The 26194-nt window shown below is 74.4% G+C and carries 24 protein-coding genes; 15 read left to right on the top strand and 9 right to left on the bottom strand.

Annotated features, from left to right (window positions below):
* Positions 1-2: 2 nt before the first annotated feature.
* The gene (locus tag ACS04_RS24065) at positions 3-2225 is read right to left on the bottom strand and encodes a DUF4139 domain-containing protein (RefSeq protein WP_048478805.1); all 2223 of its coding nucleotides are present in this window, start codon (positions 2223-2225) and stop codon (positions 3-5) included.
* Between the two features lie 730 nt (positions 2226-2955).
* On the opposite strand from ACS04_RS24065, the gene ACS04_RS24060 reads away from it, so the two are divergent.
* The 4 genes from ACS04_RS24060 to ACS04_RS24045 all read left to right on the top strand — a co-directional run bounded on the left by ACS04_RS24060 (position 2956) and on the right by ACS04_RS24045 (position 6332).
* Positions 2956-3789, top strand: a complete 834-nt coding sequence (locus tag ACS04_RS24060) for a class I SAM-dependent methyltransferase (protein WP_245236514.1) — start codon at positions 2956-2958, stop codon at positions 3787-3789.
* Between the two features lie 737 nt (positions 3790-4526).
* Entirely contained in the window at positions 4527-5120 is a 594-nt protein-coding gene (locus ACS04_RS40100; RefSeq protein ID WP_053080918.1) for an alpha/beta hydrolase, read from the top strand.
* 55 nt (positions 5121-5175) lie between these two features.
* Entirely contained in the window at positions 5176-5508 is a 333-nt protein-coding gene (locus tag ACS04_RS24050) for a hypothetical protein (RefSeq protein WP_048478803.1), read from the top strand.
* Between the two features lie 83 nt (positions 5509-5591).
* The gene (locus tag ACS04_RS24045) at positions 5592-6332 is read left to right on the top strand and encodes a class I SAM-dependent methyltransferase (RefSeq protein WP_048478802.1); all 741 of its coding nucleotides are present in this window, start codon (positions 5592-5594) and stop codon (positions 6330-6332) included.
* 109 nt (positions 6333-6441) lie between these two features.
* Here ACS04_RS24045 and ACS04_RS24040 read toward each other — a convergent pair whose 3' ends face one another.
* Together ACS04_RS24040 and ACS04_RS24035 are read right to left on the bottom strand one after the other, a co-directional pair.
* A complete protein-coding gene (locus ACS04_RS24040) occupies positions 6442-7470 on the bottom strand; it encodes an acyl-CoA dehydrogenase family protein (RefSeq protein ID WP_048478801.1) in 1029 nt (342 codons plus the stop codon).
* Positions 7470-8615 (bottom strand): acyl-CoA dehydrogenase family protein, encoded by a 1146-nt coding sequence (locus ACS04_RS24035; RefSeq protein ID WP_048478800.1) that lies wholly within the window; start codon positions 8613-8615, stop codon positions 7470-7472. Before ACS04_RS24035 ends, ACS04_RS24040 begins: the two co-directional genes overlap by 1 nt.
* A gap of 79 nt (positions 8616-8694) precedes the next feature.
* On the opposite strand from ACS04_RS24035, the gene ACS04_RS24030 reads away from it, so the two are divergent.
* From ACS04_RS24030 to ACS04_RS24010, 5 genes are all read left to right on the top strand, one after another.
* Positions 8695-9486 carry an SDR family oxidoreductase gene (locus tag ACS04_RS24030; protein ID WP_048478897.1) on the top strand — a complete coding sequence of 264 codons (792 nt, stop codon included), beginning with the start codon at positions 8695-8697 and terminating at the stop codon, positions 9484-9486.
* Between the two features lie 15 nt (positions 9487-9501).
* Positions 9502-10152, top strand: a complete 651-nt coding sequence (locus tag ACS04_RS24025) for a TetR/AcrR family transcriptional regulator (protein ID WP_048478799.1) — start codon at positions 9502-9504, stop codon at positions 10150-10152.
* A gap of 20 nt (positions 10153-10172) precedes the next feature.
* A complete protein-coding gene (locus ACS04_RS24020; RefSeq protein ID WP_048478798.1) occupies positions 10173-11330 on the top strand; it encodes an acetyl-CoA C-acetyltransferase in 1158 nt (385 codons plus the stop codon).
* 295 nt (positions 11331-11625) lie between these two features.
* Positions 11626-11829, top strand: coding sequence for a cold-shock protein (locus tag ACS04_RS24015; RefSeq protein WP_008743912.1), 204 nt, complete (start codon positions 11626-11628; stop codon positions 11827-11829).
* Between the two features lie 102 nt (positions 11830-11931).
* Positions 11932-13620, top strand: coding sequence for a DEAD/DEAH box helicase (locus ACS04_RS24010; protein WP_048478797.1), 1689 nt, complete (start codon positions 11932-11934; stop codon positions 13618-13620).
* A gap of 143 nt (positions 13621-13763) precedes the next feature.
* Here ACS04_RS24010 and ACS04_RS24005 read toward each other — a convergent pair whose 3' ends face one another.
* The 5 genes from ACS04_RS24005 to ACS04_RS23985 all read right to left on the bottom strand — a co-directional run bounded on the left by ACS04_RS24005 (position 13764) and on the right by ACS04_RS23985 (position 18245).
* Complete coding sequence (locus tag ACS04_RS24005) at positions 13764-14702, bottom strand: tyrosine-protein phosphatase (RefSeq protein ID WP_107438676.1); 939 nt, start codon at positions 14700-14702, stop codon at positions 13764-13766.
* A 28-nt stretch (positions 14703-14730) separates the two neighbouring features.
* Positions 14731-15804 carry an NAD(P)H-dependent flavin oxidoreductase gene (locus ACS04_RS24000; RefSeq protein ID WP_078865257.1) on the bottom strand — a complete coding sequence of 358 codons (1074 nt, stop codon included), beginning with the start codon at positions 15802-15804 and terminating at the stop codon, positions 14731-14733.
* 16 nt (positions 15805-15820) lie between these two features.
* On the bottom strand, positions 15821-16519 hold the full coding sequence (locus tag ACS04_RS23995) for a CoA-transferase subunit beta (RefSeq protein ID WP_048478894.1): 699 nt from the start codon (positions 16517-16519) through the stop codon (positions 15821-15823).
* A 104-nt stretch (positions 16520-16623) separates the two neighbouring features.
* Complete coding sequence (locus ACS04_RS23990; protein WP_048478796.1) at positions 16624-17475, bottom strand: CoA transferase subunit A; 852 nt, start codon at positions 17473-17475, stop codon at positions 16624-16626.
* Positions 17472-18245: an enoyl-CoA hydratase family protein gene (locus ACS04_RS23985; protein WP_048478795.1), complete on the bottom strand. Its 774-nt coding sequence runs from the start codon at positions 18243-18245 to the stop codon at positions 17472-17474. Before ACS04_RS23985 ends, ACS04_RS23990 begins: the two co-directional genes overlap by 4 nt.
* A 56-nt stretch (positions 18246-18301) precedes the next feature.
* Between ACS04_RS23985 and ACS04_RS23980 the strand changes: the two genes are divergently transcribed.
* The 3 genes from ACS04_RS23980 to ACS04_RS23970 are packed head-to-tail and all read left to right on the top strand — an operon-like array spanning position 18302 to position 20787.
* Positions 18302-19066: an SDR family oxidoreductase gene (locus ACS04_RS23980; protein WP_048478794.1), complete on the top strand. Its 765-nt coding sequence runs from the start codon at positions 18302-18304 to the stop codon at positions 19064-19066.
* 1 nt (position 19067) lies between these two features.
* Positions 19068-19976: an SDR family oxidoreductase gene (locus tag ACS04_RS23975; RefSeq protein ID WP_048478793.1), complete on the top strand. Its 909-nt coding sequence runs from the start codon at positions 19068-19070 to the stop codon at positions 19974-19976.
* Between the two features lie 49 nt (positions 19977-20025).
* Positions 20026-20787, top strand: a complete 762-nt coding sequence (locus ACS04_RS23970; protein ID WP_048478792.1) for an NUDIX domain-containing protein — start codon at positions 20026-20028, stop codon at positions 20785-20787.
* A 205-nt stretch (positions 20788-20992) separates the two neighbouring features.
* Here the strand turns inward: ACS04_RS23970 and ACS04_RS23965 are convergent, their stop codons facing one another.
* The gene (locus ACS04_RS23965) at positions 20993-21883 is read right to left on the bottom strand and encodes a hypothetical protein (protein ID WP_048478791.1); all 891 of its coding nucleotides are present in this window, start codon (positions 21881-21883) and stop codon (positions 20993-20995) included.
* Between the two features lie 86 nt (positions 21884-21969).
* On the opposite strand from ACS04_RS23965, the gene ACS04_RS23960 reads away from it, so the two are divergent.
* The 3 genes from ACS04_RS23960 (at position 21970) to pepN (ending at position 26110) form a co-directional block, all read left to right on the top strand.
* The gene (locus tag ACS04_RS23960) at positions 21970-22788 is read left to right on the top strand and encodes a serine protease (RefSeq protein WP_398025197.1); all 819 of its coding nucleotides are present in this window, start codon (positions 21970-21972) and stop codon (positions 22786-22788) included.
* A gap of 379 nt (positions 22789-23167) precedes the next feature.
* Positions 23168-23536, top strand: coding sequence for a chorismate mutase (locus ACS04_RS23955; RefSeq protein ID WP_209441761.1), 369 nt, complete (start codon positions 23168-23170; stop codon positions 23534-23536).
* 57 nt (positions 23537-23593) lie between these two features.
* The gene (gene pepN, locus ACS04_RS23950; protein ID WP_048478790.1) at positions 23594-26110 is read left to right on the top strand and encodes an aminopeptidase N; all 2517 of its coding nucleotides are present in this window, start codon (positions 23594-23596) and stop codon (positions 26108-26110) included.
* Positions 26111-26194 lie beyond the last annotated feature (84 nt).

Raw genomic sequence — 26194 nt, 5'->3', positions numbered from 1 at the left:
TGTCAGCTCCTGCGGTTGCCGCCGACCAGGCCCTTGCCGGCCGGGATGCGGATCTCGTAGCCGCCGTCGAGGGCGACGGTGGCGCCGGCGGGCAGGTCCACCCGCCAGACACGGGTGCCCGGTGCGTGGTGCTCGGGACCCGGGCCCGCCTCGGGCGCCGTCCAGTCGGCGCGTTCCTCGATCCGCACGTCCGGATCGCCGGTGACCGGTACCCGCTCGCGGACCTCGACGGTGACGGGCCGGGGGAGCCGGTTGGCCAGCTCCACGTGGACGCGGTGGTCGAGCACGGTGGTGTTGCCGCGCAGTCCGGCGGTCGACTCGTGCAGGTTCGTGCGGCGGGTGACCGCGATGCCCTCGGCCGGACCGAGTCCCACGCGGCGGACCCCGCCGGGGGCGAGCGTGGGAAGGGCGGCGGTCAGGAGGAACTCGTCGTCGACGGTGACCTCCACCGGGCCGGCCAGCAGGGCCTGGTCGGTGGCGTTGGAGAGCACGAGCGTCGCGTACACGGTCTGCTCCACGGACGGCACGCAGAGGTATTCGGTGCGCAGACCGACGGCCACCTCGCCGACGGTGACGGTGTGCCAGGTGCCGTCCGAGGGGATGTCGGCGCGGGCGGCGGCGTCGAAGCGGTGGTCGAAGGAGCCGGCCGACTCGCGCGGACGCACGGCGTGGCCGGGCAGCGGCAGTGCGGCCACCGCCTCGGCACGGCGCCGGTGTTCGGCCGCGACCGGGTCGAAGGGGACGTCCGGGAACAGCCTGCCCTGACGGCCGCCCTGCTCGCCGGGGCCGGCCAGGAGGAGGCCGGCGTAGTCGAGCTCCGCCCCGCTCGGGCGCGGCGGACCGGCCGGAGGCGGGGGCGGCGGGGGCGGGGCCCCACCGGGGGCCGCGGGAGCCTTCGCGGCCGCTGGCATGGGTGCGGCCGCCATCGGGGCTGCGCCGGGCGCGGGGAAGGCTCCGCCGCCGCCGGCGGGCCGGCCCGCGGCCCGAGACCGGCTCGGCGGGGCGGCGACGGGGCCGGCGGAGCCGAAGGTCTGGGGCCGCAGGGCGTCCGCGCCGCCCGGAGCCGGGAACGCGGCCGGGGGAGCCCCGTAACCCTGGGGCGCCGGCGGGGGAGCCGCCACCGGCACGGGTACGGAAGGCGCCGGAGGCGGCACGGGTCCGAGCCAGGAACCCCCGGCGGCCGGAGCCGCGGCGGGTACGGACGCCGAGGAGGCGGGGGAGGCCTGGGAGGCGGGGGAGGCCGGCCGGGGGCCGGCCGCCTCGTAGTCGGCGAACAGGTCGGCGAGCCCCGGCGGCGGCTCGCGCCAGCCCGACGGCGCGGGCGCTGCCTGGCGGCGTCCGATCCGCAGCGAGCGCAGTTCGGGCAGGTCGGTGCGGCGCCGCAGGTCCGCGGTGGCCAGGGCGACGCGTACGCCGGTCCAGTCCTCACCGGTGCGCTGGGCGACCGAGGCACGCAGCAGGAGCCGGCCGGCGCCCTCGCCCTGACGGTGGGTGAGACGGTAGGCCGGGACCCAGACGGCGCCGGGCACCGCGTACTCCAGTTCCAGCTCCAGTTCCAGCTCCGCCTCCGGTTCCCGCGCCTCCTCGGTTTCCGTCTCGGTGCCCGCTCCACGCACGCCGGCGGTGCGGTCGAAGGTCAGCGCCGCGCAGACCGCGCTCTCCACGTGCGCCGACGGCGCGTCGGTGGAGGCGCGGGCGAGCCGGTCCGCGGCGACGGATAGCTCGTGCTCGGCGCGGCGCCGCGCCTCCTCCAGTTCGGCGAGCCGCGCGTGCAGCCGTACCAGCCGGGCGTCGACGAACTCCGCGAGCTCCAGCCACGCGTCGACGGGGGTCCGCCGGTGCGGGTCCCCGCGCCTGCGCTCCGGCGGCACCGGGTGCAAGGCGCCGACCTCACCGATCAGGCCCAGTTGCCGGTCCCGGCGGGCCTGCGCCGCCGCGCACTCCTCACGCAGCCGAACGACCTCGCGGCGCAACGCGTCGGGTTCGCCCGAGCCGAGGGGCTCGGCCCCGACCTCCACCCGGGCCTCGGTGACGCGTACGCCGGGGGCGTTCAGGACTCGGACCCGCAGGGAATCCGGGTCCAGGGAACGGGGCAGTCCGCCCACCCGAACCCGGCCGTCCGCGGGCACGGTTGCGCGCACCAGGCGGCGGCAGACCGCCCCCTGCGCGTACACCACGACCGAATCGAGGGTCGAACCCCAGGTCCTTGCCGTCTTGTTCGCCATACGTCCCGCCCCCGTCGCGCCCGTGCTCAGCGAAGCCTACGCCCGCTGACCGCGCGCCCGCCGCCGGAACCCGTGACGGCCGTCCGGGGGCCCTCACGTACTGCCGGCCACATCGATGCGGCCGCATCGATGTGGCTCCCCGTCCGGGGCCCGATCGCGGCCGCCCTGGTCTCCGGGGTCCAGGTGCGGATCGACGGCGGTGAGCAGCGGATCGCAGGTACGGCCGCGCAGTCCGTCGTAGCGGGGTGCTCGGCGAGGAGGGCCGCGCAGCACCCTCGCGCGCGTCGACGCAGGAGTGCCGTTGGCCGGACCCGGTGATCAGCGCCGACCGCTCGGCGCCAGGCTCGCTCGGCGGCGATCTGCTTGATCCGCTCCCGCGTGCGGGGGCCGACCTTGCCGAGCCCGTTGAGGGCGTGCGAGACCGTCGTGCGCTACACCCCCGCGACCCGGGGGACCGCGGCGATCGTCGGAGGCTCGGGACCGGGACCGGGAACGGGACCGGGACCGGACGCGGGCTTCTGCGCGGACTCCGCACGTGTCGCGGACGGGCGACCCCGTCATCCCCGCCGACCCGCACGGCGGGAGCGCCCCGCGGGTCGGCCCGTGGTCGCCCAGGACCCGGGCTCCCCGTGCCGGCGCGGCCGGGCGGGTCCTCTGTCGCGCCGGGGATCCCCGGGCCACACTGGGGATTTCGGGGCGCCGCGCCCCGTCGCGAGGAGGTGGTGGGACGGTGTCGGGGACCTCTGGAGAGCAGCCCGCTCCGGCCGTGCGGCCCGAGGTGTGGGAGACGTACGGGCCGGCCGATCTCAGCGCCGTACCGGTGTTCGCCGGCGGCTTCATCAACTTCGGCTACTGGCAGGCGGTCGATCTCGAACGGCCGCTGTCCCAGGAGGACCGGATCCGCAGCGAGCGTGACCTGTACCGGCAGGTGCTCGACGCGGCCGGTCCCGCGGGCGGCCGGGCCGTGGAGATCGGCTGCGGACTCGGCCTCGGCTGCGCCCTCGCCCTGGACGAGTACGGGCCCGCGGAGGTGACCGGGGTGGACATCCACCCCCAGCAGCTGGGGCGGGCCCGCGAGGCGAACGCCCTCCTTCTGGAAGCCCGGCCGCCCCGGCTGCGTTTCGTGCTCGGGGCGGCGGAGAGTCTGCCGCTCGGCGACGCCGAGTTCGACTGCCTCTACAGCGTCGAGGCGGCCCAGCACTTCCCGGACCTGCCCGCGTTCGCCCGCGAGGCGGCGCGGGTCCTGCGTCCCGGCGGGCGGGTGGCCGTCGCCAGCTTCTTCAGCGTCGAGGGAGCGTCCGCTCCGGCGGAGCGGCTCGCCGGGCTGCTCGACTCGTTCGCCAGTGGCCTGGACATCGCCCGGCCCGTCTCCCGGCTCGACGAGGCCCTGACGGAGGCCGGTTTCACCGGCGTACGGACCACGTCGATCGGCCCGCAGGTCTGGCCCGGCTGGGACCGCTGGCTCGCACGCCTCTGGGAGCCGGGCACCTGGCCCCGCAACTTCCACGCCGCGTGGGAGCAGCGGCTCCTGGACTACTACCTGGTCACCGCCACCCGCCCGTAGGCCGCGCGGACCGCCGGGCCGGCCCCGTGCGCCCCGGCTCGAGGCCGCCCCGAAGGGGACTGCGCGCAGGGGGCCGCGGCGGGGTCGAGGTGAGCGGTCCGCAGGACGCTCCCGTGGGGACTGATGGCCGGTGTCCGCGCCCCGACGGCAACGGCCTCGTGCCGGTCACGGAGAAGGAAGGCCGGCAGGGGTCACGACGGGTGCCGACGAAGACCGCGTGTTCGCCGCACTCGCCATCGGCACCCGCGGCGCGGTGCCGCGCCTCCTGCGCGAGCGCGGCCCACGGCCTGTCCAGCCCCCCGGGCGGAACTCCTTCGACATGAGCCGCCCCAGCCTCTCGGATCGCTTCGAGGTGCTCCGGGAGGCCGGGCTCGCATCGGGGAACGCGCCGGCCGGCAGCGGATGTGCCGGTTCGAAGCCGCCTCGCCGGCCGACGTCCCGGACTGCTCCATCCGTACGCGCGTTACGGGCGCGGCAGGCTGCGGGAGCTCGGACCGAGTCCGCCTGTCCCACGGCGCCCGGCACGGTCCTGTCGCCGACAGGCCTTGGGGAGCACGCACCGGACGTAGCGGGACCGCCTGCGGGCGGACGGCCCTGCTTCGCGGACACCCCCCGGAGGTCAGCCCCCGCTACAGGAGGTCCCCGGCCCCGCGCCGGCTCTCGCCGGCACCGCGGCGGCGGATGGGCTCGCCACGCACGACGCGACGTGCCGGTCGCTGGCCGCCGGGTCGGGCGCGGTGGTGGTCTCCGCTGACTACCGCCTGGCCCCCGAACACCCCTGGCCGGCGGCGCCGGACGACGCGCTGAACGTACTGCTGTGGGCCCGGGCGCGGGCGCCGGCGCTGGGCTGCGATCCGGGCCGGGTGGTGGTGGCGGGGGATTCCAGCGGCGGCAACCTGGCGTCGGTGACCGCCCTGCGGGCCCCGGAGCTGGTGGCGGGCCAGCTGCTGGTGTACCCGCCGCTGGACGCGGCGATGGCGACGGAGTCCGCGGCCGCGTACGGCGAGGGCCACTTTCACACCGCGGCCCACATGGCCTGGTACTGGGAGCAGTACGGCGGCGACCCGGCGCACCCGCACGTCTCGCCCTTGCGCGCACCCGACCTGTCGGCCCTGCCGCGCACGCTGCTGGTGCTGGCGGACTGCGATCCGCTGCGGGACGAGGGCCTGGCGTACGCGCGCCGGCTGGGCGCGGCGGGGGTGGAGTGCGCGGTGCACCTGTACCCGGGGGTCTTCCACGGGTTCCTGGGCCTGCCGCTCCCGGCGGGGCGGGCGGCCCTGGCGGCCGCCGCGGACTGGCTGCGGGCCACCGCCCGGGTGCGGCGGGCATGAGGCGTCGCGGGCATGAGGCGTCGCAGGCATGAGATGTCGCGGGCATGATGTGTCCATGTCGATGCTGCTCCGCAACCTGCTCCTCCTGGCGGTGGAGTTCGGCGCCGCGCTGCTGCTGCGCGAGCCGGGCACCCCGTGGGTCCCGCTGCTGCTGGCCGTCTTCGTCGTCGGCTCGGGCGTCCTGCACGGAACCGACGCCGAGTTCGTACCCCGCTTCCTCGTCGCACTGGTCGCGGTGGGCGTCGCCGAACTGGGCGGCCGGGCCTGGGCCTCGCCGGGCGCCCACACCGTCCCGACGGCCGCGACGGGGGCGGCGATCCTGCTGGCCGTCCAGACGCTGATCCTGGTCCGCCACTCCCTGCGGCGCCCCCGCCCCAAGGGGGCCTGACGGGCGCCCGAAGGACGCCGGGCCGCGGGGCCTCCGCCCGCCGGACCCTGGCCGGGCGGGCCGTGATCGAAAACAATGGCGGCATGACGTCCACACCCTCCGTCCGCACCCGTGCCCGGTCCTTCGACGACGCCGCCGCCCTGTACTCGGCGAACCGGCCCGGGTACCCGGGAGAACTGTTCGACGCCGTCGAGGAGCTCTCCGGGCGCCGGCTGCGCGGGGCCAGGGTGGCCGACGTGGGAGCCGGGACCGGCATCGCCACCGGGCTGCTGCGGGCCCGCGGGGCGGACGTCCTCGCCGTCGAGCCCGGCGACGGCATGGCCGCCGAGTTCCGGCGGGCCAACCCGGGGATCCCGCTCGTGCGGGGGGACGGCGACCGGCTGCCGCTCGCCGCCGCCGGGTTCGACTTCCTCACGTACGCCCAGGCCTGGCACTGGACCGACCCCGCACGCTCCCTCCCCGAGGCCCGCCGCGTGCTGCGGCCCGGCGGGGCGCTCGCGCTCTGGTGGAACGACATGGACCCCGCAGTCCAGTGGATCGCCGAACAGGACGAGCGGATCCGGGTCCTGTTCGGCGCCGGCGGACCCACCTCCCGCACGCTGCCCGCCGAGCCGGCGTTCACCACGCGCGAGATCCGATGGTCCCGGCGGATCCCGCTCGACGTCCACCTCGCCAACCACGCCAGCCACTCCGCCTTCCTGATGCTCGGCCCGGCCGGCACGCGGGAGTTCTTCGACGCGGAACGGGCCCGGCTGAGCGCCCTGTTCCCCGACGGGACGGTCGAGGAGCGCTACGTCGTCACCCTCGCCGTGGCCGTCGTATGAGCCGCCGCCCCGCGGCGCGGCCCCTCGCGCGCCTCGTACCGCCGCCCACGCGAGCGGCGGGGGGCGCCGCGCCGGCCCCGCCGGGATCGCCCGCCCGGCGGGAGTCCTCCTACGGGGCGCCCCGGAGCACCGCCGCCCGGCACTGGGACGGCGAGCCCCACGCGTCGCGCAGCGGCCGCGCCTTGCGCAGCCACAAGGAGAGGTCGAGTTCCTCCGTGTAGCCGACGGCCCCGTGCAGCTGCAGCGCCGTCATGGCCGACGCGTACGCCGCCCCGCCCGCCGCCAGCTTCGCCGCCGCGACCTCCCGCGGCGCCAGGCCCAGCGCCGCCGCCCACACCAGCGGCCGCGCGAACTCCAGGGCCAGCAGGGTGTCCGCCAGCCGGTGCTTCACCGCCTGGAAGCTGCCGATCGGCACGGCGAACTGCGTGCGCTGCTTCACGTACGCCACCGTGCTCGCCAGCAGCGCCTCGCCCACCCCCAGGCACTGGGCCGCCGTCAGCAGCCGGGCCCAGCCCAGGGCGGTCTCCGCCGCCGCGAGGACCCGGGGGCCGGCGGCCAGCAGCTCCCCGTCCGGCGCGGGCCGCGACAGCCGGCGCGCCGGGTCCGTGGAGCCCAGCGGTACGCCCGGGCCGCCGCCGGCCAGCCGGAGCTCGCCCGCGGCCGAGACCGTGAAGCAGTACGTCGCCGCGTCCGCGTCCAGGGCGTACGGACCCCCGCCCGGCAACGTCAGCGTGGCCAGGGCCTCGCCCGCCGCCAGCCCCGGCAGGAAGCGCTTCGCCGGCCCCGCGTCCCCCGCGTCCTCCGCGCCCCCCTCCTCGCCCTCGGCCCCGGGCCGAGCCAGCTCCGACAGCAGCACGGCCGCGGCCGCCGTCTCCACCACCGGCCCCGGCACCCCCGCCCGCCCCAGCTCCACGAAGCCGAGTGCCAGCTCCACCGGCAGCGGGCCCACCCCGCCGTACGCCTCGTCCGCCGCGAGCGCGAACAGGCCCGTCCTCGCGAGCCGCGACCACAGCGCCCGCCCCGGGCCGTGGTCCCCCGCGCCCCAGGCCCGTACGGCCGCCGGGACCTCCGAGACGCCGAGCAGGCCGTGCAGCGTACGCGCGAACTCCGACTGTTCGGCACTCGGCAGGAAGCGCATCAGCGGCGGCCCTTCGGGAGGCCGAGCAGCCGCTCGGCGATGATGTCGCGCTGGATCTCGTTCGTGCCCGCGTAGATCGGACCGGCCAGCGAGAAGATCCAGGGCTCCGCCCACGCGCCCTGCGCCAGCTCCGCGTCCGGGCCCAGCAGGTCCAGCGCCGTCTCGTGCAGGGCGATGTCGTACTCCGACCAGAACACCTTGTTCAGACTGGACTCGGCGCCGATCGGCATCCCAGCCGCGAACCGCGAGGCGGCCGCCCAGGTGAACAGCTCGTACGCCCGCGCCCCCACCACCGCGTCCGCCACCCGGTCGCGCAGCGCCGTGTCCCGCGGATCCGCCGCGGACCGCCACAGCGCGCGCAGCCGCTCGGCGGCCGCCAGGAACCGCCCCGGGGAGCGCAGCGTCAGCCCGCGCTCGTTGCCCGTCGTCGACATCGCGATCCGCCAGCCCTGCCCCGGCTCCCCGATCACGTCCTCGTCCGGTACGAAGACCTCGTCGAGGAAGAGCTCCGCGAACGCCGGCTTGCCGTCCAGCCGGCCGATGGGCCGCACCGTCACCCCCGGCGCCCGCAGGTCGAACATCAGGTACGTCAGCCCCTGGTGCGCCTTCGCGGCCCCCGGGTCGCTGCGGAAGATGCCGAAGGCCCGGTCGGCGAAGGCCGCCCGCGAGGACCAGGTCTTCTGTCCCGACAGCAGCCAGCCGCCCCCGGTGCGCACCGCCCGCGACCTCAGCGAGGCCAGGTCCGAGCCCGCCTCCGGCTCCGACCAGGCCTGCGCCCAGATCACCTCGCCGCTCGCCATCGGCGGCAGCACCCGGGCCCGCTGCTCGGGGGTGCCGTGGTCGAAGAGGGTCGGCGCGAGGAGGCTGATGCCGTTCTGCGCGACCCGGCCCGGGGCGCCCGCCGCCCAGTACTCCTCCTCGAAGACCAGCCACCGCTCGATGTCCACGCCCCGGCCCCCGTACTCGGCGGGCCAGGACACCGCCGACCAGCGGTCCGCGTGCAGCGCGGCCTCCCAGGCGCGGTGCGCGGCGAAACCCTCGGCCGTCTCCAGGGAGGGGAGGGGAGAGCCGGGGACGTGCTCGGCGAGCCAGGCGCGGGCCTCGGCCCGGAAGTCCGCCACCCCCGGTGCGTGGGTCAGGTCCATCAGCTGTCCGCCTCCGTCGTCCGGGCCCGCTCGACACTTCCCTAACAAGTGTTTGGTAGGTTAACGTACGGTCATGAGCATGAACACCCCCAAGGCCCCCGACTACGTGCCGGGTCACGGGCTGCTCCAAGGCCGCACGGCCGTCATCACCGCCGCCGCCGGAGCCGGGATCGGCGGGGCCACCGCCCGCCGCTTCCTGGAGGAGGGCGCCCGCATCCTCATCGGCGACGCGCACGCCCGCCGACTGAAGGAGACCGAACAGGCCCTCGCCGCCGAGTTCGGCGCCGCCCGCGTCACCTCCCTGCCCTGCGACGTCACCGACGAGGACCAGGTCGGGGCCCTGTTCGCGCTCGCCGAGCAGACCCACGGCGCTCTGGACCTCGTCGTCAACAACGCCGGGCTCGGCGGCACCGCCGCCCTCGTCGACATGGCCGACGAACAGTGGGCCAAGGTCCTCGACGTCACCCTGAACGGGACCTTCCGCTGCACCCGGGCCGCCCTGCGCTCCTTCAAGGCCTCCGGCCGGGGCGGGGTCGTCGTCAACAACGCCTCCGTCGTCGGCTGGCGCGCCCAGACCGGCCAGGCCCACTACGCCGCCGCCAAGGCCGGGGTCATGGCGCTGACCCGCTGCGCCGCCCTGGAGGCGGCCGAGTTCGGCGTACGGGTCAACGCGGTCGCCCCGAGCCTCGCCATGCACCCGCACCTGGTGAAGGTCACCAGCCGGGAACTGCTGACCGAGCTGACGGCCCGCGAGGCCTTCGGCCGGTACGCCGAGCCCTGGGAGGTCGCCAACGTCATCGTGTTCCTGGCCAGCGGCTACGCGTCGTACATGACGGGCGAGACCGTCTCGGTCAGCAGCCAGCATCCGTAGGCCCAGAATGGGCCCGTGCCAACGAACAAGCCGACAGCCGAGTCCCCCGCCGAGCCGACCGCCAAGAGGAAGCCCCAGGTGAGCGCCTCGCCCGAGCGCCGGCGCGAGCTCCTCGACACCGCCGCCGAGGTCTTCGCCGCGCAGGGCTACAACGCCACCACCGTCCGCAAGATCGCCGACGCCGCCGGCATGCTCGCCGGCAGCCTCTACTACCACTTCGATTCCAAGGAATCGATGCTCGACGAGATCCTCTCCGCCTTCCTCACCGAGCTGTGGCAGGGCTACGACACCGTCCTCGCCGCCGGCCTCGGCCCCCGGGAGACCATCGAGGCCCTCGTCACCGAGTCCTTCCGGGAGATCGACCGGCACCGCGCCGCCGTCGCGATCTACCAGAAGGAATCCCGGCACCTGTCCGCGCAGCCCCGCTTCCACTACCTCTCCGACTCGCAGCAGAAGTTCGAGAAGGCCTGGCTGGGGACGCTGGAGCGCGGGGTGGCCGCCAAGGTCTTCCGGGCCGACCTCGACATCCGCCTCACCTACCGCTTCGTCCGCGACACGGTGTGGGTGGCGGCGTCCTGGTACCGGCCGGGAGGACAGCACAGCCCCGAGGAGATCGCCCGCCAGTACCTGTCGATGGTGCTGGACGGGATCGCCGTACGCAGCTGACCCCCGAAGGAGCACCCGACATGCCCGAGGCCTACATCGTCGACGCCGTACGCACCCCCGTGGGCCGGCGCGGAGGAGGCCTCTCGGGCGTCCACCCGGCCGACCTGGGCGCGCACGTCCTGAAGGCACTGGTGGAACGGTCCGGGGTGGACCCGGCCGCCGTCGAGGACGTGGTCTTCGGCTGCCTGGACACGGTCGGCCCGCAGGCCGGGGACATCGCGCGGACGGCCTGGCTGGCGGCGGGACTGCCCGAGGAGGTGCCGGGGGTCACCGTCGACCGCCAGTGCGGATCTTCGCAGCAGGCCGTCCACTTCGCGGCGCAGGGCGTGCTCTCCGGCACCCAGGACCTGGTCGTCGCGGGCGGGACCCAGAACATGTCGATGATCCCCATCGCCTTCGCCTCGCGGCAGGCCGCGGAACCGCTCGGCCTCACGGAGGGCCCCTACGCGGGCAGCGAGGGCTGGCGGGCCCGGTACGGGGACGCGCCGGTCAATCAGTTCCACGGCGCGCAGCTGATCGCGCGGAAGTGGGGGATCACGCGCCGCGACATGGAGGAGTTCGCGCTCCGCTCGCACCGGCGCGCCATCAGGGCCATCGACGAGGGACGCTTCACCCGCGAGACGGTGGCGTACGGGGACGTGCGCGCCGACGAGGGCCCGCGCCGGGACACCACGCTGGAGAAGATGGCCGGGCTCAAGCCCGTGGTCGAGGGCGGCACGATCACCGCGGCCGTCTCCTCGCAGGTCTCCGATGGCGCGGCGGCCATGCTGATCGCCTCCGAGCGGGCCGTGGCCGAGCACGGCCTGCGGCCGCGGGCCCGCATCCACCACCTGTCCGTACGCGGCGAGGACCCGATCCGGATGCTCTCTGCCCCGATCCCGGCGACGGCGTACGCGCTGAAGAAGACCGGCATGTCGCTGGACGACATCGACCTGGTGGAGATCAACGAGGCCTTCGCCCCCGTCGTCCTGGCCTGGCTGAAGGAGACGGGCGCCGATCCCGAACGGGTGAACGTCAACGGCGGGGCCATCGCACTGGGCCATCCGCTGGGCGCCACGGGGGTGAAACTCATGACCACGCTGCTCCACGAACTGGAGCGCACGGGCGGCCGGTACGGCCTCCAGACCATGTGCGAGGGCGGCGGCCAGGCCAACGTCACCATCATCGAGCGGCTGTGAGGCCGGACGCCGCAGGCCTCGGCGCAGACCCCCGGACGCAGCCCCCGGGCGCGGGCCCCGGCGCGGACCTCGGCCGTCCGCACGGCGGGCCGCGCCCGGGCGTTACCGCGGGCGCGCGCGGATGTGTGGGGGTGGTTGCAGCATCTTCCGGCCGAGGTGTGCTAGCTTTGGATCCGTTGCAGTTGTGGTACCCATGAACTTTATGTGCGCCTGACGGGAATGTTCCTCAGGCGCTTTTATTGTTTTGCCGGAATCTCCGGATGGGGCCCTTTGCCGCCTATTCAGGAGATTTAAAATGGCACTTGGCACCGTGAAGTGGTTCAACTCGGAAAAGGGCTTCGGCTTCATCGAGCAGGACGGTGGCGGTCCGGACGTGTTCGCCCACTACTCGAACATCGCCACCCAGGGCTTCCGTGAGCTCACCGAGGGTCAGCGCGTCTCGTTCGACGTGACCCAGGGCCAGAAGGGCCCCCAGGCGGAGAACATCCTCCCCGCCTAATTGCTTCAGCTTGCCGGGGTCCGCACCGCAAGGTGCGGGCCCCGGCTTGTCTGCTGTTTCGCACTTTGCTTTACCTTGCCGGTTTCAGGAGGGCTTTCTCGCATGACCAGCTCCAGCTCCGCACGACCCAGCCGCCGCCCCACCCGGGGTCGAGGTGCGGCCCAGGGACGTCCGAAGGCTGGCGCGGGACGGCAGAAGTCCGCCCCCGTCGCCCGGCCCCAAGAATTCACCATGCCCGAACCGCTGACCCCAGCGCTTGAGCCGGTCACCGCGTTCGAGGACATGGGCATGCCCGAGGCGCTGCTGAAGACCCTCGCCGCCCAGGGCGTCACCGAGCCGTTCCCCATCCAGGCCGCGACGCTGCCGAACTCGCTCGCCGGCCGTGACCTCCTCGGCCGCGGCCGCACCGGCTCCGGCAAGACGCTGGCCTTCGGCCTCGCCCTGCTGGCCCGCACCGCCGGCCGCCGCGCGCAGCCGAAGCAGCCGCTCGCGATGGTCCTCGTACCGACCCGCGAGCTCGCGCAGCAGGTCACCGACGCCCTGGCACCGTACGCCACGGCCGTCAACCTGCGCACCACGACCGTCGTCGGCGGCATGTCGATCAACCGGCAGTCCGGCGCCCTGCGCCGCGGCGCCGAGGTGCTCGTCGCCACCCCCGGCCGTCTGAAGGACCTCATCGACCGCGGCGACGCCGACCTCTCGCAGGTCGAGATCACGGTTCTCGACGAGGCCGACCAGATGACCGACATGGGCTTCATGCCGCAGGTCACCGCCCTGCTCAAGCAGGTCCGGCCCGAGGGCCAGACCATGCTGTTCTCGGCGACCCTCGACAAGAACATCGACAAGCTCGTCAAGATGTTCCTGCACGACCCGGTCGCGTTCTCCGTCGACCCGTCCGCCGGCGCGGTCAGCACGATGGAGCACCACGTCCTGTACGTCATGGACGAGACCGACAAGAAGGCCGTGGCCACGCGCATAGCCGCTCGCGACGGCCGGGTGATCATGTTCGTGGACACCAAGCGCGGGGTCGACCGCCTGGTCAAGAAGCTCCTCGCGGACGGCGTCCGCGCCTCCGGCCTGCACGGCGGCCGTTCGCAGCCGCAGCGCAACCGGACCCTGGACTGGTTCAAGACCGGCGAGGTCACCGCGCTGATCGCCACCAACGTGGCCGCGCGCGGCATCCACATCGACGACCTCGACCTCGTCGTCAACATCGACCCGCCGACCGACCACAAGGACTACCTGCACCGCGGCGGCCGTACCGCGCGCGCCGGCGAGTCCGGCAGCGTGGTCACCCTCGTACTGCCCGACCAGCGGCGGGACATGACCCGCCTGATGTCGGACGCCGGGATCTCCCCGCGCACCGCGCAGATCAAGTCCTCCGACGAGGAACTGTCCCGGCTCACCGGCGCCAAGGAGCCCTCGGGCATCCCCGTGGTGCTGGAAGTGCCGCAGCAGCCGGCCCCGGCCAAGGCGCGCTCCGGCTCGGGCGCGGGCACCGGCTCCTCCCGCCGCCGTTCGAGCGGCCCGCGCACCGGCTCCGCCACGGGCGGCGCCCCCGCGGCCGGCGGCCGCGGCCGCCGCTCCGGCGGCGCGGGCTCCGGCCAGGCCCCGGCGGCCTCCGGTTCGGGCCAGTCCCGGCGCGGCCAGGGCGGCTCCGGCGGCTCGGGCAACGGCGGCCAGTCCCGGCGCGGCGCGGGCAGCGCCACCGCCTCGGCCGGCGGCGCGGCCGCGGCCTCCTCGCGCAGCCGGGTCGGCTCCGCGGGCCAGGGGCGGCGCCGGGCGGTCTGACCCGCCCCCCTACGCGCGATGACGCCGGGCAGCACCTGAGGGTGCTGCCCGGCGTCGTGCTGCCCGGGGTCGGATTGCCCGGGGTCCGATTGCCCGGGGTCGTCTTGCCCGGCGTCCGTGTTTGCGCCGTGGGGCGGGACGGTTCAGCGGACCAGCTTGTCCTGGAGCTTCGCGAGCGTCCGCAGGTCCAGGCCGAGGCCGTCCGTGAGGTAGCCGTAGAAGCCGCCGTAGTCCGCGTCCATCTGCGCGGTCGCCGCGTCCAGATAGTCCTGGCGGACCTCCTGGAGCGGGATCAGCAGGTCCGGGTTCTGCATCCGCCCGGACTGCTTCAGGCCCGCCCGCACCTGGGCGTCGTACGCGGCGCGGAAGGTGTTCGACGCGAGGTAGTCGCCCGTGGCGCCGGCCTCGGGGACGGCCAGGGCGCGCAGCAGGACGTAACTCATCCAGCCGGTACGGTCCTTGCCCGAGGTGCAGTGGTACAGCAGCGGGCCCTGCCTGCCGTACGTGATCTCCCGCAGCGTCGCCGCGAACTGCGCCCGGTTCTCGGGGCTCGTCACGAAGGTGCGGTAGATGTCGCGCATGTAGGCCTCGGCGCGGCCGCCTCCGAGCATCTGCTCCTGCGTGGCGGGGTCGCCGCTGGATATCGCGGTGAGGAGGGTCGCGTACAGGCCGAGGTCGCTGACGGGCCGGGAGGTGGGGGTGAGCCCGGCGGGCAGCCGGTCAGTGCCGTCGTACCGGAGCTCCAGGGGGATGCGGAAGTCGACGACCTTCGTGAGGCCGAGACCGGAGAGGGCGGCGATGTCCGCCGGGGTCAGCTTGCCGAGCGCGTCGGAGCGGTAGACCAGTCCCTCGCGGACCCGGCCACCGGTCCAGGTGCGGTGGCCGCCCAGGTCGCGGACGTTGACCGCGCCCTGGAGGGGGATCTGGCGCATCGTTTCCGCCTGCTGGTGGTACCGGCCGGCGGTGGTGCTGGTGCTGGTGCTGTGTGCCGCCGGCGCGGCGTGCGCGGCGGCGGGCAGGGTCCCGATGGCGAGGGCGGACGCGAGCACCGCGATCGCCAGGCGGATTGGGGCACGGCTCATCTGGCGGCTCCGGGAGCGGGGAAGGAGGTCACCCTGGTGGTGGCAGGGCGTCGAGCGAGCGCAGGTGCCCGAGCACACCGTGCGCCTCGGCCATGACGCGGGCGACGAGCTCCGCACAGGAAGGGAGATCCTCGATCACCCCCGCGACCTGGCCCGATGCCATGACGCCGAGGTCCGTACGGCCCTCGACCATGGACGCCTTGAGGAGCATGGGGGTGTTCGCGGCGAGCAGGACCTGGCTCCAGGACAGGTCCTTGCCGTGTTTCATCGCGAGGCCGTCGCGCACCATCTGCGGCCAGGACAGCCCCGACAGCCTGCGGAACGCGGCCGCGTGCCGGACCGCCCGCGCCAGGGCCCGCGTACGGCCCGCCCGCTCCAGGGAGGCGACGAGCTCGGTACGGAGCATCCGGTGCGGGAGTCCGTCCACGGCCGTGGTGAGGGTGACGTCCTTGACTCCGGCCTCCAGGTAACGGGCCTTGACCGCGTCCGGGACGGTGGAGTCCGAGGTCAGCAGGAAGCGGGTGCCCATGGCGATGCCCGCGGCACCGTACGACAGGGCGGCCACCAGCCCGCGCCCGTCGTGGAAGCCGCCCGCCGCCACCACCGGGATGTCCACGGCGTCGACCACCTGGGGCAGCAGGACGGTCGTGGCCACCTCCCCGGTGTGCCCGCCGCCCTCGCCGCCCTGCACGATCACCGCGTCGGCTCCCCAGGCCGCGACCTTCTCGGCATGCCGGCGGGCCCCGATCGAGGGGATCACCACCACGCCCGCGTCCTTCAGCCGGGCGATCAGCTCCTTCGAGGGGGCGAGCGCGAACGAGGCCACCCGCACGCCCTCGTCGATGATCAGCCGCACCCGCTCCGCGGCGTCCCCCGCGTCCGCACGCAGGTTCACCCCGAACGGGGCGTCCGTACGGGAGCGGACCTCGCGGACCGCCGCGCGCAGCTCCTCCACGGTCATCGTCGCGGAGGCCAGGATGCCGAGGGCGCCCGCGTTGGCGGCGCCCGAGACCAGGCGCGGGCCGGCCACCCAGCCCATGCCGGTCTGCACGATCGGATGCTCGACCCCGACCAGTTTCGTGAACGCCGTCTTCAGGGGCATCGCCGTCGTCATCGCCTCAGCCCCGCACTTCCCGGTCGCGCAGCCCCTTCGGGTCGATCACCTCGCGGATCAGCCGCAGCTCCTCGGCGGTCGGCTCCCGGGTGTACGGGACCTCGCCGGGCACGGCCAGGGCGAACCCGGTGGCCTCGCGGACCTGTTCGACGGTGACGCCAGGGTGGAGGGAGGCCAGCCGCATCGAGTGGTCCGGGCCGGCGAAGTCGAAGACGCCGAGATCGCTGACCACCCGGGGGAGCCGGTGGAATCGGGTCACCCCGGCCGCCGCCGCCCGGTCGTAACCCACCCCGCTCACCATGTCGACCCGCTCCACGAAGACCCGCGTCGAATGCCGGGGGATCCAGTAACTCACCGGATTGTTGAGCGTGTTGACGGGGGCGCCGCGCACCCCGAGGAGCTGGCGCGAGGGCCGGGCCCAGTCCCCGATGCAGGAGATGTTCTGGTTGCCGAAGCGGTCGATCTGGCTGGCGCCCATCATCACGTGCCGCCGGCCGCCGGTGACCATGGTGAGGTGGCGCCGGTAGGGGAGCCAGCCCTCCGTCTCCCCGTCGAGACCGACCAGCAGCGCCTCGCCGTCGGTCATCAGGAGGTCGGGGGAGAAGGTCCGCTTCGCCAGCCGGGCCCCGAACGACGGGATCAATCCCATCGGACTGGCCAGCACCTCCCCGTTGCCGCGCCACGCCTCGGCGCAGGCGAGCACGCAGTACTCCGCTCGCGAGACGTCCGCCCGCGAGACGTCCGTCCCCGTGCCGGCCGTGCCCGCTGTCCCGGACGTGCCCGCCGTGCCCGCCGTTTCCGATGCGCTCACCGCTGCTCCTCGTGCCAGGCCCGGACGGCCGACTGGTAGGCGTGCTCCCCGCCGCCGGAGAGGAAGCGGGCGGAGAACTCCGGCCAGGGGGTGGCCGCGTACAGCTTCTGGAAGGCCTCGTCGCGCCCGTAGTCGGGGGCGCAGGAGGTGAAGTGCGCGCCGTTCGGGGTCTCCACGACGCCCGTGACGGAGTGCCGGCTGACCAGCAGGGACTGCGGGGGGCCGGCCTTGGAGAGCTCCGCGGTCTCCACGAGCTGCTCGCAGGAGACGTACGCGGCGTCGGCGGCCTCGCAGAACAGGTCGTCGAAGTACGGGTCCGGGCCCAGGTACTGGGCGTTGCCGAGCCGGTCGGCGCGGTTGAGGTGGACGAGGGCGGCGTCCATCCGCAGGGCGGGGACGGCGACGAGCTCCTCGCCGTCGGCGTAGGGGGAGGTGACGGTCCGCAGCTCCGGGTTGATCCGCATGACGTCGGAGCCGAGGCCGGCGCGGACGGGGAGGAAGGGCAGCCGGTTCGCGGCGGCGTGCAGGCCCCACATGAACATGGCCTCGTCGTACTCGGTGAGGGCGAAGGCGCCGCTCTCGCGGGCGGCCCGGAAGTGCGGCTCCAGAGGGATCGAGTCGAGGGTGACGAAGGGGGCGACGAGGCGGCGGATCCGGCCGGCGGCGGCGAGCACGCCGACGTCGGGTCCGCCGTACGAGACCACGGTGAGATCGGTGATCTCGCTGCGGAGCAGTGCCCGCACCAGGGCCATGGGCTTGCGCCGCGCACCCCAGCCGCCGATGCCCAGCGTCATCCCGCTGCGCAGCTGCCCGACCACCTCGTCGGGGGTCATCGTCTTGTCGGTCATGAGCGCTCCTTCCCCGCACTCGCACCGGCCGCGGGCCGCGCGAAGGTGTCGCGGACCCGGTCGGCGACCCCGCTGAGGTTCGCCTCGAAGGTGAACCCCTGCTCGAAGCGGTAGCTGCGCCGTACGTCGACGGGGTCGATGCCGTTGATGGCCGCCTTGGCCAGCCGGATCAGGTGGCCGTCCTTGCGCGCGATCTCGGCGGCCAGCTCCACGGCCGCGTCCCGCAGCTCCGACCGCGGCACCACCTTCCACACCGAGCCGTGCGCGTGCAGTTCGGCGGCGCTCGCGGTGCGGGAGGTGTAGTAAAGGGCGCGCATCAGATGCTGCGGGACGAGCCGGGACAGGTGGGTGGCGGCGCCGAGCGCGCCCCGGTCGAGCTCGGGGAGCCCGAAGGTCGCGTCCTCGCTGGCCACGATCGCGTCGGCGTTGCCGACGAGTCCGATGCCGCCGCCCAGGCAGAACCCGTGCACGGCCGCGACGACGGGCACCTCGCACTCGTACACGGCGGCGAAGGCCTCGTAGCAGCCGCGGTTGGCGCCGATGAGCGCGTCGTGTCCGGTGTCGCGCTGCATCTCCTTGATGTCGACGCCGGCGTTGAAGCCGCGGCCCTCCGCGGCCAGTACGACGCACCGGGTCCCGGGGTCGCGGCCGGCGGCGCGCAGGGCGTCGGCGAGCTCGTACCAGCCCTGTACGGGAAGGGCGTTGACGGGAGGGAAGTCGACCGTGACCAGTGTGACGCCCTTGCCGGGGCTTGAGGTGGAGACACCCATGAGAGGATCAGCTACCTTTCCACCAAACATTTGTTAGGTGAGGAAGGTAGCAGCCTATGGAGCTCGACGGGAGGGTCGCCGTCGTCACCGGCGGAACCCGCGGCGTCGGCGCCGGCATCGCCCGGTCGTTCCTCGAAGCGGGCGCGGAGGTCGTCGTCTGCGCCCGCCGCCCGTCGCGGGAGCCGGTCGCCGCGAACGGCCGCACCGCCTCGTTCGCCGCGCTGGACCTGCGTGATCCGGAAGCCGTCGAGGCGTTCTTCGGGTCCGTCGAGCGCCGGTACGGCCGGCTCGACTGCCTGGTCAACAACGCGGGCGGGACCCCGTACCGGCTGCTGGGGGAGGCGGAGGCCGAGCGGCACGCACGGGTGGTCGAGCTGAACCTCCTCGCGCCGATGACGGCCTCGCTGGCCGCGTACCCGCGGCTGCGCGAGAGCCGGGGATCGGTGGTGATGATCGGCAGCGTCAGCGGGACCCGGCCATCTCCGGGGACGGCCGCGTACGGGGCGGCGAAGGCGGGACTGGAGAACCTGGCCCGCTCCATGGCCGTGGAATGGGCGCCCGAGGTACGGGTGAACTCGCTGGTCCTGGGGATGGTGCGGACGGAACTGGCCCACCTCCACTACGGGGACGAGGCGGGGATCGCGGCCGTCGGGGCGACCGTTCCGCTGGGCAGGCTGGCCGATCCCTCGGACGTCGGGGCGGCCGCGGTGTTTCTGGCCTCGGGCCGGGCGGGGTATGTGAGCGGGGCGAGCCTGCTCGTGCACGGCGGCGGGGAGCGCCCGGCATTTCTGGATGCGGCAACGGTCAACAAGGAGAACTGAGATGGGACTTGCCGAAGGTCGAGTGGTCATCGTGACGGGCGCCGGCCGTGGGCTGGGCCGGGCCCACGCACTGGCGTTCGCGGCGGAGGGGGCCAAGGTCGTGGTCAACGACCTCGGGGTGGGCCTCGACGGGCAGCCGGGGGAGGACAGCCCGGCCGGGCAGGTGGTCGCGGAGATCCGGGCCCTGGGCGGCCAGGCGGTGGCCCACGGGGAGGACATCGCCTCCCCGGAGGGTGCCTCCTCCCTGATCGGGGCGGCGCTGACGGCGTTCGGCCGGCTGGACACGCTGGTCAACAACGCCGGGTTCCTGCGGGACCGGATGCTGGTGAACCTGGAGGAGGCGGACTGGGACGCGGTGATGCGGGTGCACCTGAAGGGGCACTTCCTGCCGCTGAAGTACGCGGCGGCCCACTGGCGGGCGGAGGCCAAGGCGGGGCGGGCGGTGGCGGCACGGGTGGTCAACACCTCCTCGGGGGCCGGGCTGCTGGGCTCGGTCGGGCAGGGCAACTACAGCGCGGCCAAGGCGGGGATCCTCGGCATGACGCTGGTCGCGGCGGCGGAGATGGGCCGCTACGGGGTCCAGGTCAACGCGATCGCCCCGGCGGCGCGGACCCGGATGACGGAGCGGACGTTCGCGCAGACGATGGCGGAGCCGGGGGCGGGCGCCTTCGACGCGATGGCCCCGGAGAACGTGTCGCCGCTGGTGGTGTGGCTGGGCTCGGACGCCTCGGCGGGGGTCACGGGCCGGGTCTTCGAGGCGGAGGGCGGCCGGATCACGGTGATGGAGGGCTGGCGCCCGGGCCCGACGGCCGACCGCGGAGCCCGCTGGACCCCGACCGAGGCCGGCGAGACGGCGACGAAACTCCTCGCGGAATCCGAACCCCCGTACCCGGTCTACGGGGTGGAGTAGCCGGGCCGCGGGGTGGTCCCGGCCGAGGGGGCGCGCGTACGCTGCGGCGGTGGACAGTGACCCCCGCGCCGTTCGCGTGCGGATCGAGGCGGACGCGCTGCACCTGACACGGGCCCAGGACGCGGAGGGCGCCTACTACGTGCTTCCCGGGGCGGATGCGGCGGATGCGGCTGATGTGGCGGACGTAGCGGCCGGGACCACCACCGCCAGTGCCAACGCCAACGCCACTGCCAACGCCACCGCCCTGCCGCTCGCCGAGGCCCTGCACGCCCGGATCCGCCCCGTCGGCTCCGCCGAGGCGGTGCTGCGCGGCTGGGCCCGGGGCGCGCCGCCCCCGTGCGTGGCGTTCGAGGATCCCGCCGCCCTGGCCCCCGTACGGGTGCGCGCCGGCGCGATCGTCATCCGCGACGGGCGGATCCTGTTGATCCACTTCACCGACGAGGCGTACTACGAGATCCCCGGCGGCGGCGTCGAGCCGGGCGAGAGCCCGCGGGCCGCCGCCGTGCGGGAGCTGCGCGAGGAGTCCGCGCTGGCCGGGGCGGTCGTCGCCGAGGTCGCCCGGGTCTGGAAGGAAGGCCGCCGCGAGCACTACTTCACGCTCGACGCCGAAGGCGAGATCGGCCCGCCCGAGACCCTCGACACCTACGGCGGCATCCCGGTCTGGGTGCCGGTCGCGGAGCTGCCGCGGACCCCGGTCTGGCCGCGCCGCCTGGCCTGGCGCATCGCCCACTGGCACCGGACCGGCTGGCCCGCCCGCCCCGCCGAACTGGCCGACTCCGTCGAGGACCTGACGGCGCCCTGCGACTGGTGACGGGGGCGCCCCCGCCGGGGTCGTGACGCAGGAACGGCCCCGGCCCCCTGGCGGGGGGGTCGGGGCCGTCCCCTCACTCGTGCGATGGGATAGGACTACCCATGCCGGTCGCGCTTTGAACCGCTCTCAGCCCCACAACTTGTCCCTTCCCGGCCCGGCGGCTCGACCCCGCGCCCGCGCCGTGCCCGTCCGGCGTCCGGCCCGGTCAGGTGTCGCACTCCAGCACCGTGCGGCACAGCCCGCACCGGGCGCGCACCGGCCCGTGCACGGGCAGCCGCAGCCGCTGTCCGCACACCGGGCACGGGAAGCTCACGCGCGCGTCCCCCGCCGGATCCCGTTCGAAGCGGTACGGGGCCCCCGGCGCGGCGGTGCCCGCCCGCCGGTCCCGGGCGTAGCGCCGGCGCGCGGCCCGGTCCGCGGCCGCCAGGGGGGCCCGGCGCAGCTCCCGCTCGGCGAGCGCGCGGCCGCGCACATACGCCTCGTACGCCTGGGGGCTGGTGAACCAGGCCGACAGGTCCTCGCCGAGCAGCAGGCCGCGCCGGGCGAGGACGTAGCCGAACTCCTCGGGGGTGAGGTAGCCGAGCTTCTGGTGGGTCAGCTCGTCCTCGCGGTAGGCGTCGAGGAGCAGCCAGCCGGCCCCGAGGTAGGCGGCCGCGGTGTCGGTGAGGATCTCGTTGTCGGCGGTGGCGGGGAAGCGCAGGTCCAGCCGGTGCAGCAGGACGTGCGTGACCTCGTGGGCGAGCGCCGCGGCCAGATCGCGGCGGTGGGTGCGGAAGCGGTCGTTGACCTCGATGAAGTACTCGGGTCCCGCGGTCAGTTCGACGGTGGCCGCCTGTTCCATCGTACGGAAGCAGACCACCATCCGGGCGTCGGGCAGCCGCAGCGCGCGCACGATCGCGGAGGCCACGCGGTGCGCCCCGAGGTGGAGGTCCTCGTCGGGGCCGAAGGCGGCGTCGGCGGGGGAGAAGCTGGTGTCGTAGGTCCGGATCCCCTCGTGGGAGAGGCGCCGGAAGAGCGCGGTGATCGCGTCGCGGACGGTGTCGAGATGCGGAAATCCGTGCTCGACGGGGCCGGCGCGCCGACCGTTCCACGTCATGACGGCCCCCGGGCCGCACATTGTCCGAAAACGCGTTCTTGATGTCCGGCCGGAGAGCGGTGTGACATGTACGTGTCATTCACCCGATGGCACGCACGGCCCAACCCCCCACGAAAGGCAGTGTGTCGACCTTGTCCACCCTTGCCGCACTCCTCAAGCGCACCCTCGCCGTCGGCGCGGTGGCCCTCGCCGCCGTCAGCCTCCAGCCCGGCGCGGCCAACGCCTCCCAGGCCCCCGTCGTCGGCGGCACCCGCGCCGCCCAGGGCGAGTTCCCCTTCATGGTCCGCCTCTCCATGGGCTGCGGCGGAGCCCTCTACACCCAGCAGATCGTCCTCACCGCGGCCCACTGCGTGAACGGCTCCGGCAACAACACCTCCATCACCGCCACCGCCGGAGTCGTCGACCTCAACAGCGCCAGCGCCATCAAGGTCAAGTCCACCAAGGTCCTCCAGGCCCCCGGCTACAACGGCAAGGGCAAGGACTGGGCCCTCATCAAACTCGCCAAGCCGATCAACCTGCCCACCCTCAAGATCGCCGACACCAAGGCCTTCGACAACGGCACCTTCACCGTCGCCGGCTGGGGCGCCACCCGCGAGGGCGGCGGCCAGCAGCGGTACCTGATGAAGGCCACCGTGCCGTTCGTCTCCGACGCCGTGTGCCAGAGCGCGTACGGCAGCGACCTCGTCCCCGGCGAAGAGATCTGCGCCGGACTGCCCCAAGGCGGCGTCGACACCTGCCAGGGCGACTCCGGCGGCCCCATGTTCCGCCGCGACGACAACAACGCCTGGATCCAGGTCGGCATCGTCAGCTGGGGCGAGGGCTGCGCCCGGCCCAACTTCCCCGGCGTCTACTCCGAGGTCTCCACCTTCGCCACGGACATCAAGAACGCGGCCGCGACCCTCTGACCCGCGGGCCTCGTCCTTCCGGCCGAGCGCACCCGGGCCGGAAGGGCGAGGCGCCGGGCCGGTCCGCACGGCGGAGCCGGACGGGCTCGAAGCCACCCGGCGACCCGCCGACCGGGACGGTCCGCGCATCCTGATCGTCACCACCTCCGACCTCGACGAGTACGGCCACGCCGCGCTCCACGCAGGAGCATCCGGCTTCCCCCTCGAAGACGCCAGCCCCGCGATGCCGGTTGAGTCCACCGGTGCGGCGGCCGCCCGGCCCGCCCCCGCCAGACCGCCCGCGGCCCGCCGCAGCCGCCCCGCGGCGGGGAATGCGGGCGGCGTCTCACGGACCGACCGGCCGGGGAACCAGCGGCCCGCGCCACGTATTCTCGGGATCATGAACATCAGCGACCTCGACAACGGCACCGGCGCGGGAGCGGCCGACGACGCGGCGAAGGGGGCAGCGGGCGTCGACGAGTCCGTCGCCGCCGAGCTGGCCCGGCTGCGCGACAGCATCGACAACATCGACGCGGCCGTGGTCCACATGCTCGCCGAGCGCTTCAAGTGCACCCAGCAGGTCGGCCACCTCAAGGCCAGGCACCAGCTGCCCCCGGCCGACCCGACCCGCGAGGCCAACCAGATCGCACGGCTGCGCCAGCTCGCCGAGAACGCCAAACTCGACCCCGCGTTCGCCGAGAAGCTCCTCAACTTCATCATCGCCGAGGTCATCCGCCACCACGAGACGATCGCCGCCGGCGAGGAGTAGGCCGAGAGCGGACGGGGAGGCGGCGACCGGCGCCCGCCCGTCGGGCAGCATGGGCCCATGCCCGCACTGACGCGCACCGAAGCGCAGCTCCGAGCCCAGCTCATCGACGTCCAGCACTACGCCGTCACCCTCGACCTCACCGGCGGCGATGACACCTTCGAGTCCACCACCGTCATCCGGTTCACCGCCCGCACCGCCGGGGACACCTTCGTGGAGCTGAAACCGGACGAACTGCACTCCGCCGAACTCGACGGCAGCCCCCTCGACCCCGCCGGCCTCGCCGACAACCGCCTCGCCCTCACCGGCCTCGGCGAAGGCCCCCACGAGCTGCGCCTGGCCACCCGCATGCGCTACTCCCGCACCGGCGAGGGCCTGCACCGCTTCACCGACCCCGCGGACGGTGAGACGTACGTCTACACCCAGATGTTCATGGACGACATCCAGCGCGTCTTCCCGGCCTTCGACCAGCCCGACCTCAAGGCCGTCTTCGAGTTCACCGTCACCGCCCCCGCCCACTGGACCGTCCTCGCCAACGGCATCACCGCACGCACCGGCGACCGGGACACGGACGGCGCCGGCATCTGGAAGTCCGCCCCCACCCCCGTCCTCTCCACCTACCTCGCCGCCGTCGCCGCCGGCCCCTGGCACAGCATCCGCACCGAACACGCCGGACTGCCCTTCGGCATCCACTGCCGCCGCTCGCTGGCCCCCCACCTCGACGCCGATGCCGACGAGATCCTCTCCATCACCACCGACTGCTACGACCGCTACCACCAGAAGTTCTCCGAGCCCTACCCCTTCGACTCCTACGACCAGGCCTTCGTCCCCGAGTTCAACGCCGGCGCCATGGAGAACCCCGGCCTCGTCACCTTCCGCGACGAGTTCGTCTTCCGCTCCGCCGTCACCGACACCGAACGCCAGACCCGGGCCATGGTCATCGCCCACGAAATGGCCCACATGTGGTTCGGCGACCTCGTCACCCTCCGCTGGTGGGACGACATCTGGCTGAACGAGTCCTTCGCCGAGTACATGGGCTACCAGACCCTCACCGAAGCCACCCGCTTCACCGGCACCTGGACCGAATTCGGCGTCACCCGCAAATCCTGGGGCTACGACGCCGACCAGCGCCCCACCACCCACCCCGTCGCCCCCGACCCCGACGCCGTACCCGACACCGCCAGCGCCCTCCTCAACTTCGACGGGATCTCCTACGCCAAGGGCGCCTCCGCCCTGCGCCAGCTCGTCGCCTGGCTCGGCGAGAAGGACTTCCTCGCCGGCATCAACACCCACTTCGCCCGCCACAAGTTCGCCAACGCCTCCCTCGCCGACTTCGTGGACTCCCTCGCCGCCCACACCGACCGCGACGTCCACGCCTGGGCCGACATCTGGCTGCGCACCACCGGCATCGACACCCTCGCCCCCCGCATCGAGGAGAGCCACGGCGGCTGGACCCTCACCGTCGACCACCGGGGCACCCGCCCCCACCACATCGGCGTCGGCCTCTACGACCGGGAACCCGACGACACCCTGGAGCCCCGCGAACTCCTCACCGTCGACGTCCCCTCCGACGAGGTCCTCTCCTTCAGCGGCCCCCGCCCCGCCCTGCTCCTCCTCAACGACGGCGACCTCGGCTACGCCAAGATCCGCCTCGACGAGACCTCCGTCGAGACCGCCCTGCGCCGGCTGTCCGCCGTCCCCGGCGCCCTCACCCGGGCCGTGGTCTGGAACTCCCTGCGCGACATGGTCCGCGACGGCGAACTCGAACCCGCCGCCTACCTGGCCACCGCCGAGGCGCACCTGCCCGAGGAGAGCGACCTCGCCATCGTCCAGGGCGTCCTCGCCTTCGCCCGCCTCCAGGTCGTCGACCGCTACCTCGCCCCCGAGGACCGCACCGAGGCCCTCGCCACCCTCACCTCCCTCGCCCGCGCCCTGCTGCGGCGCACCGAGGACGGCTCCGACCCCGGGCTGCGGCTCTCCGCCGTACGCGCCCACATCGACGCCGCCACCCAGCCCGACACCCTCACCGCCTGGCTGGAGGACGACACCGTGCCCGGCGGCCCCGAACTCGACCCCGAGCTGCGCTGGCGCATCCTCGCCCGGCTGTCCGTCCTCGGAGCCGTGGGGGAGGGCGAGATCGAGGCGGCGCTCGGCGCCGACCCCAGCGCCACCGGCCGGGAAGGCGCCGCCCGCTGCCGCGCCGCCCTGCCGACCGCAGAGGCCAAGGCCGCCGCCTGGGAGCGCCTCTTCCGCGACGACTCCCTCTCCAACTACCTCTTCAGCGCCACCGCCCAGGGCTTCTGGCAGCCCGAACAGGCCGAACTCGTACGGCAGTACGTACCGCGCTTCTACACCGAGGCCATCGCCCTCGGAGCCCGCCGAGGCCCCGCGATCGCCGAAGCCGCCGGACGCTACGCCTTCCCCGGCCACGCCGTCGACGAGGACCACCTCGGCGCCGGACGCGCCGCCCTCGACGACCCCGGCCTCGTCCCCGCCCTGCGCCGCAAGCTGGTCGACCAGCTCGACGACCTGGCCCGGGCCCTGCGCGTCCGAGCCCGCGCCGGCGCCCGCGCCTGACGGGAACCCGCTCCACCCGCCCGCGCCTGACGGGAACCCGCTCCATCCGGCCGCCGGCCCCGCCCTCACCGGCGGGGCCGGCGG

The sequence above is a fragment of the Streptomyces roseus genome, from assembly GCF_001044425.1.
GTDB classification, from domain to species: Bacteria; Actinomycetota; Actinomycetes; order Streptomycetales; family Streptomycetaceae; genus Streptomyces; species Streptomyces roseus.
The sequence above is the reverse complement of the archived record's forward strand: the minus strand, read 5'-3'. Positions and strand labels throughout refer to the sequence as shown.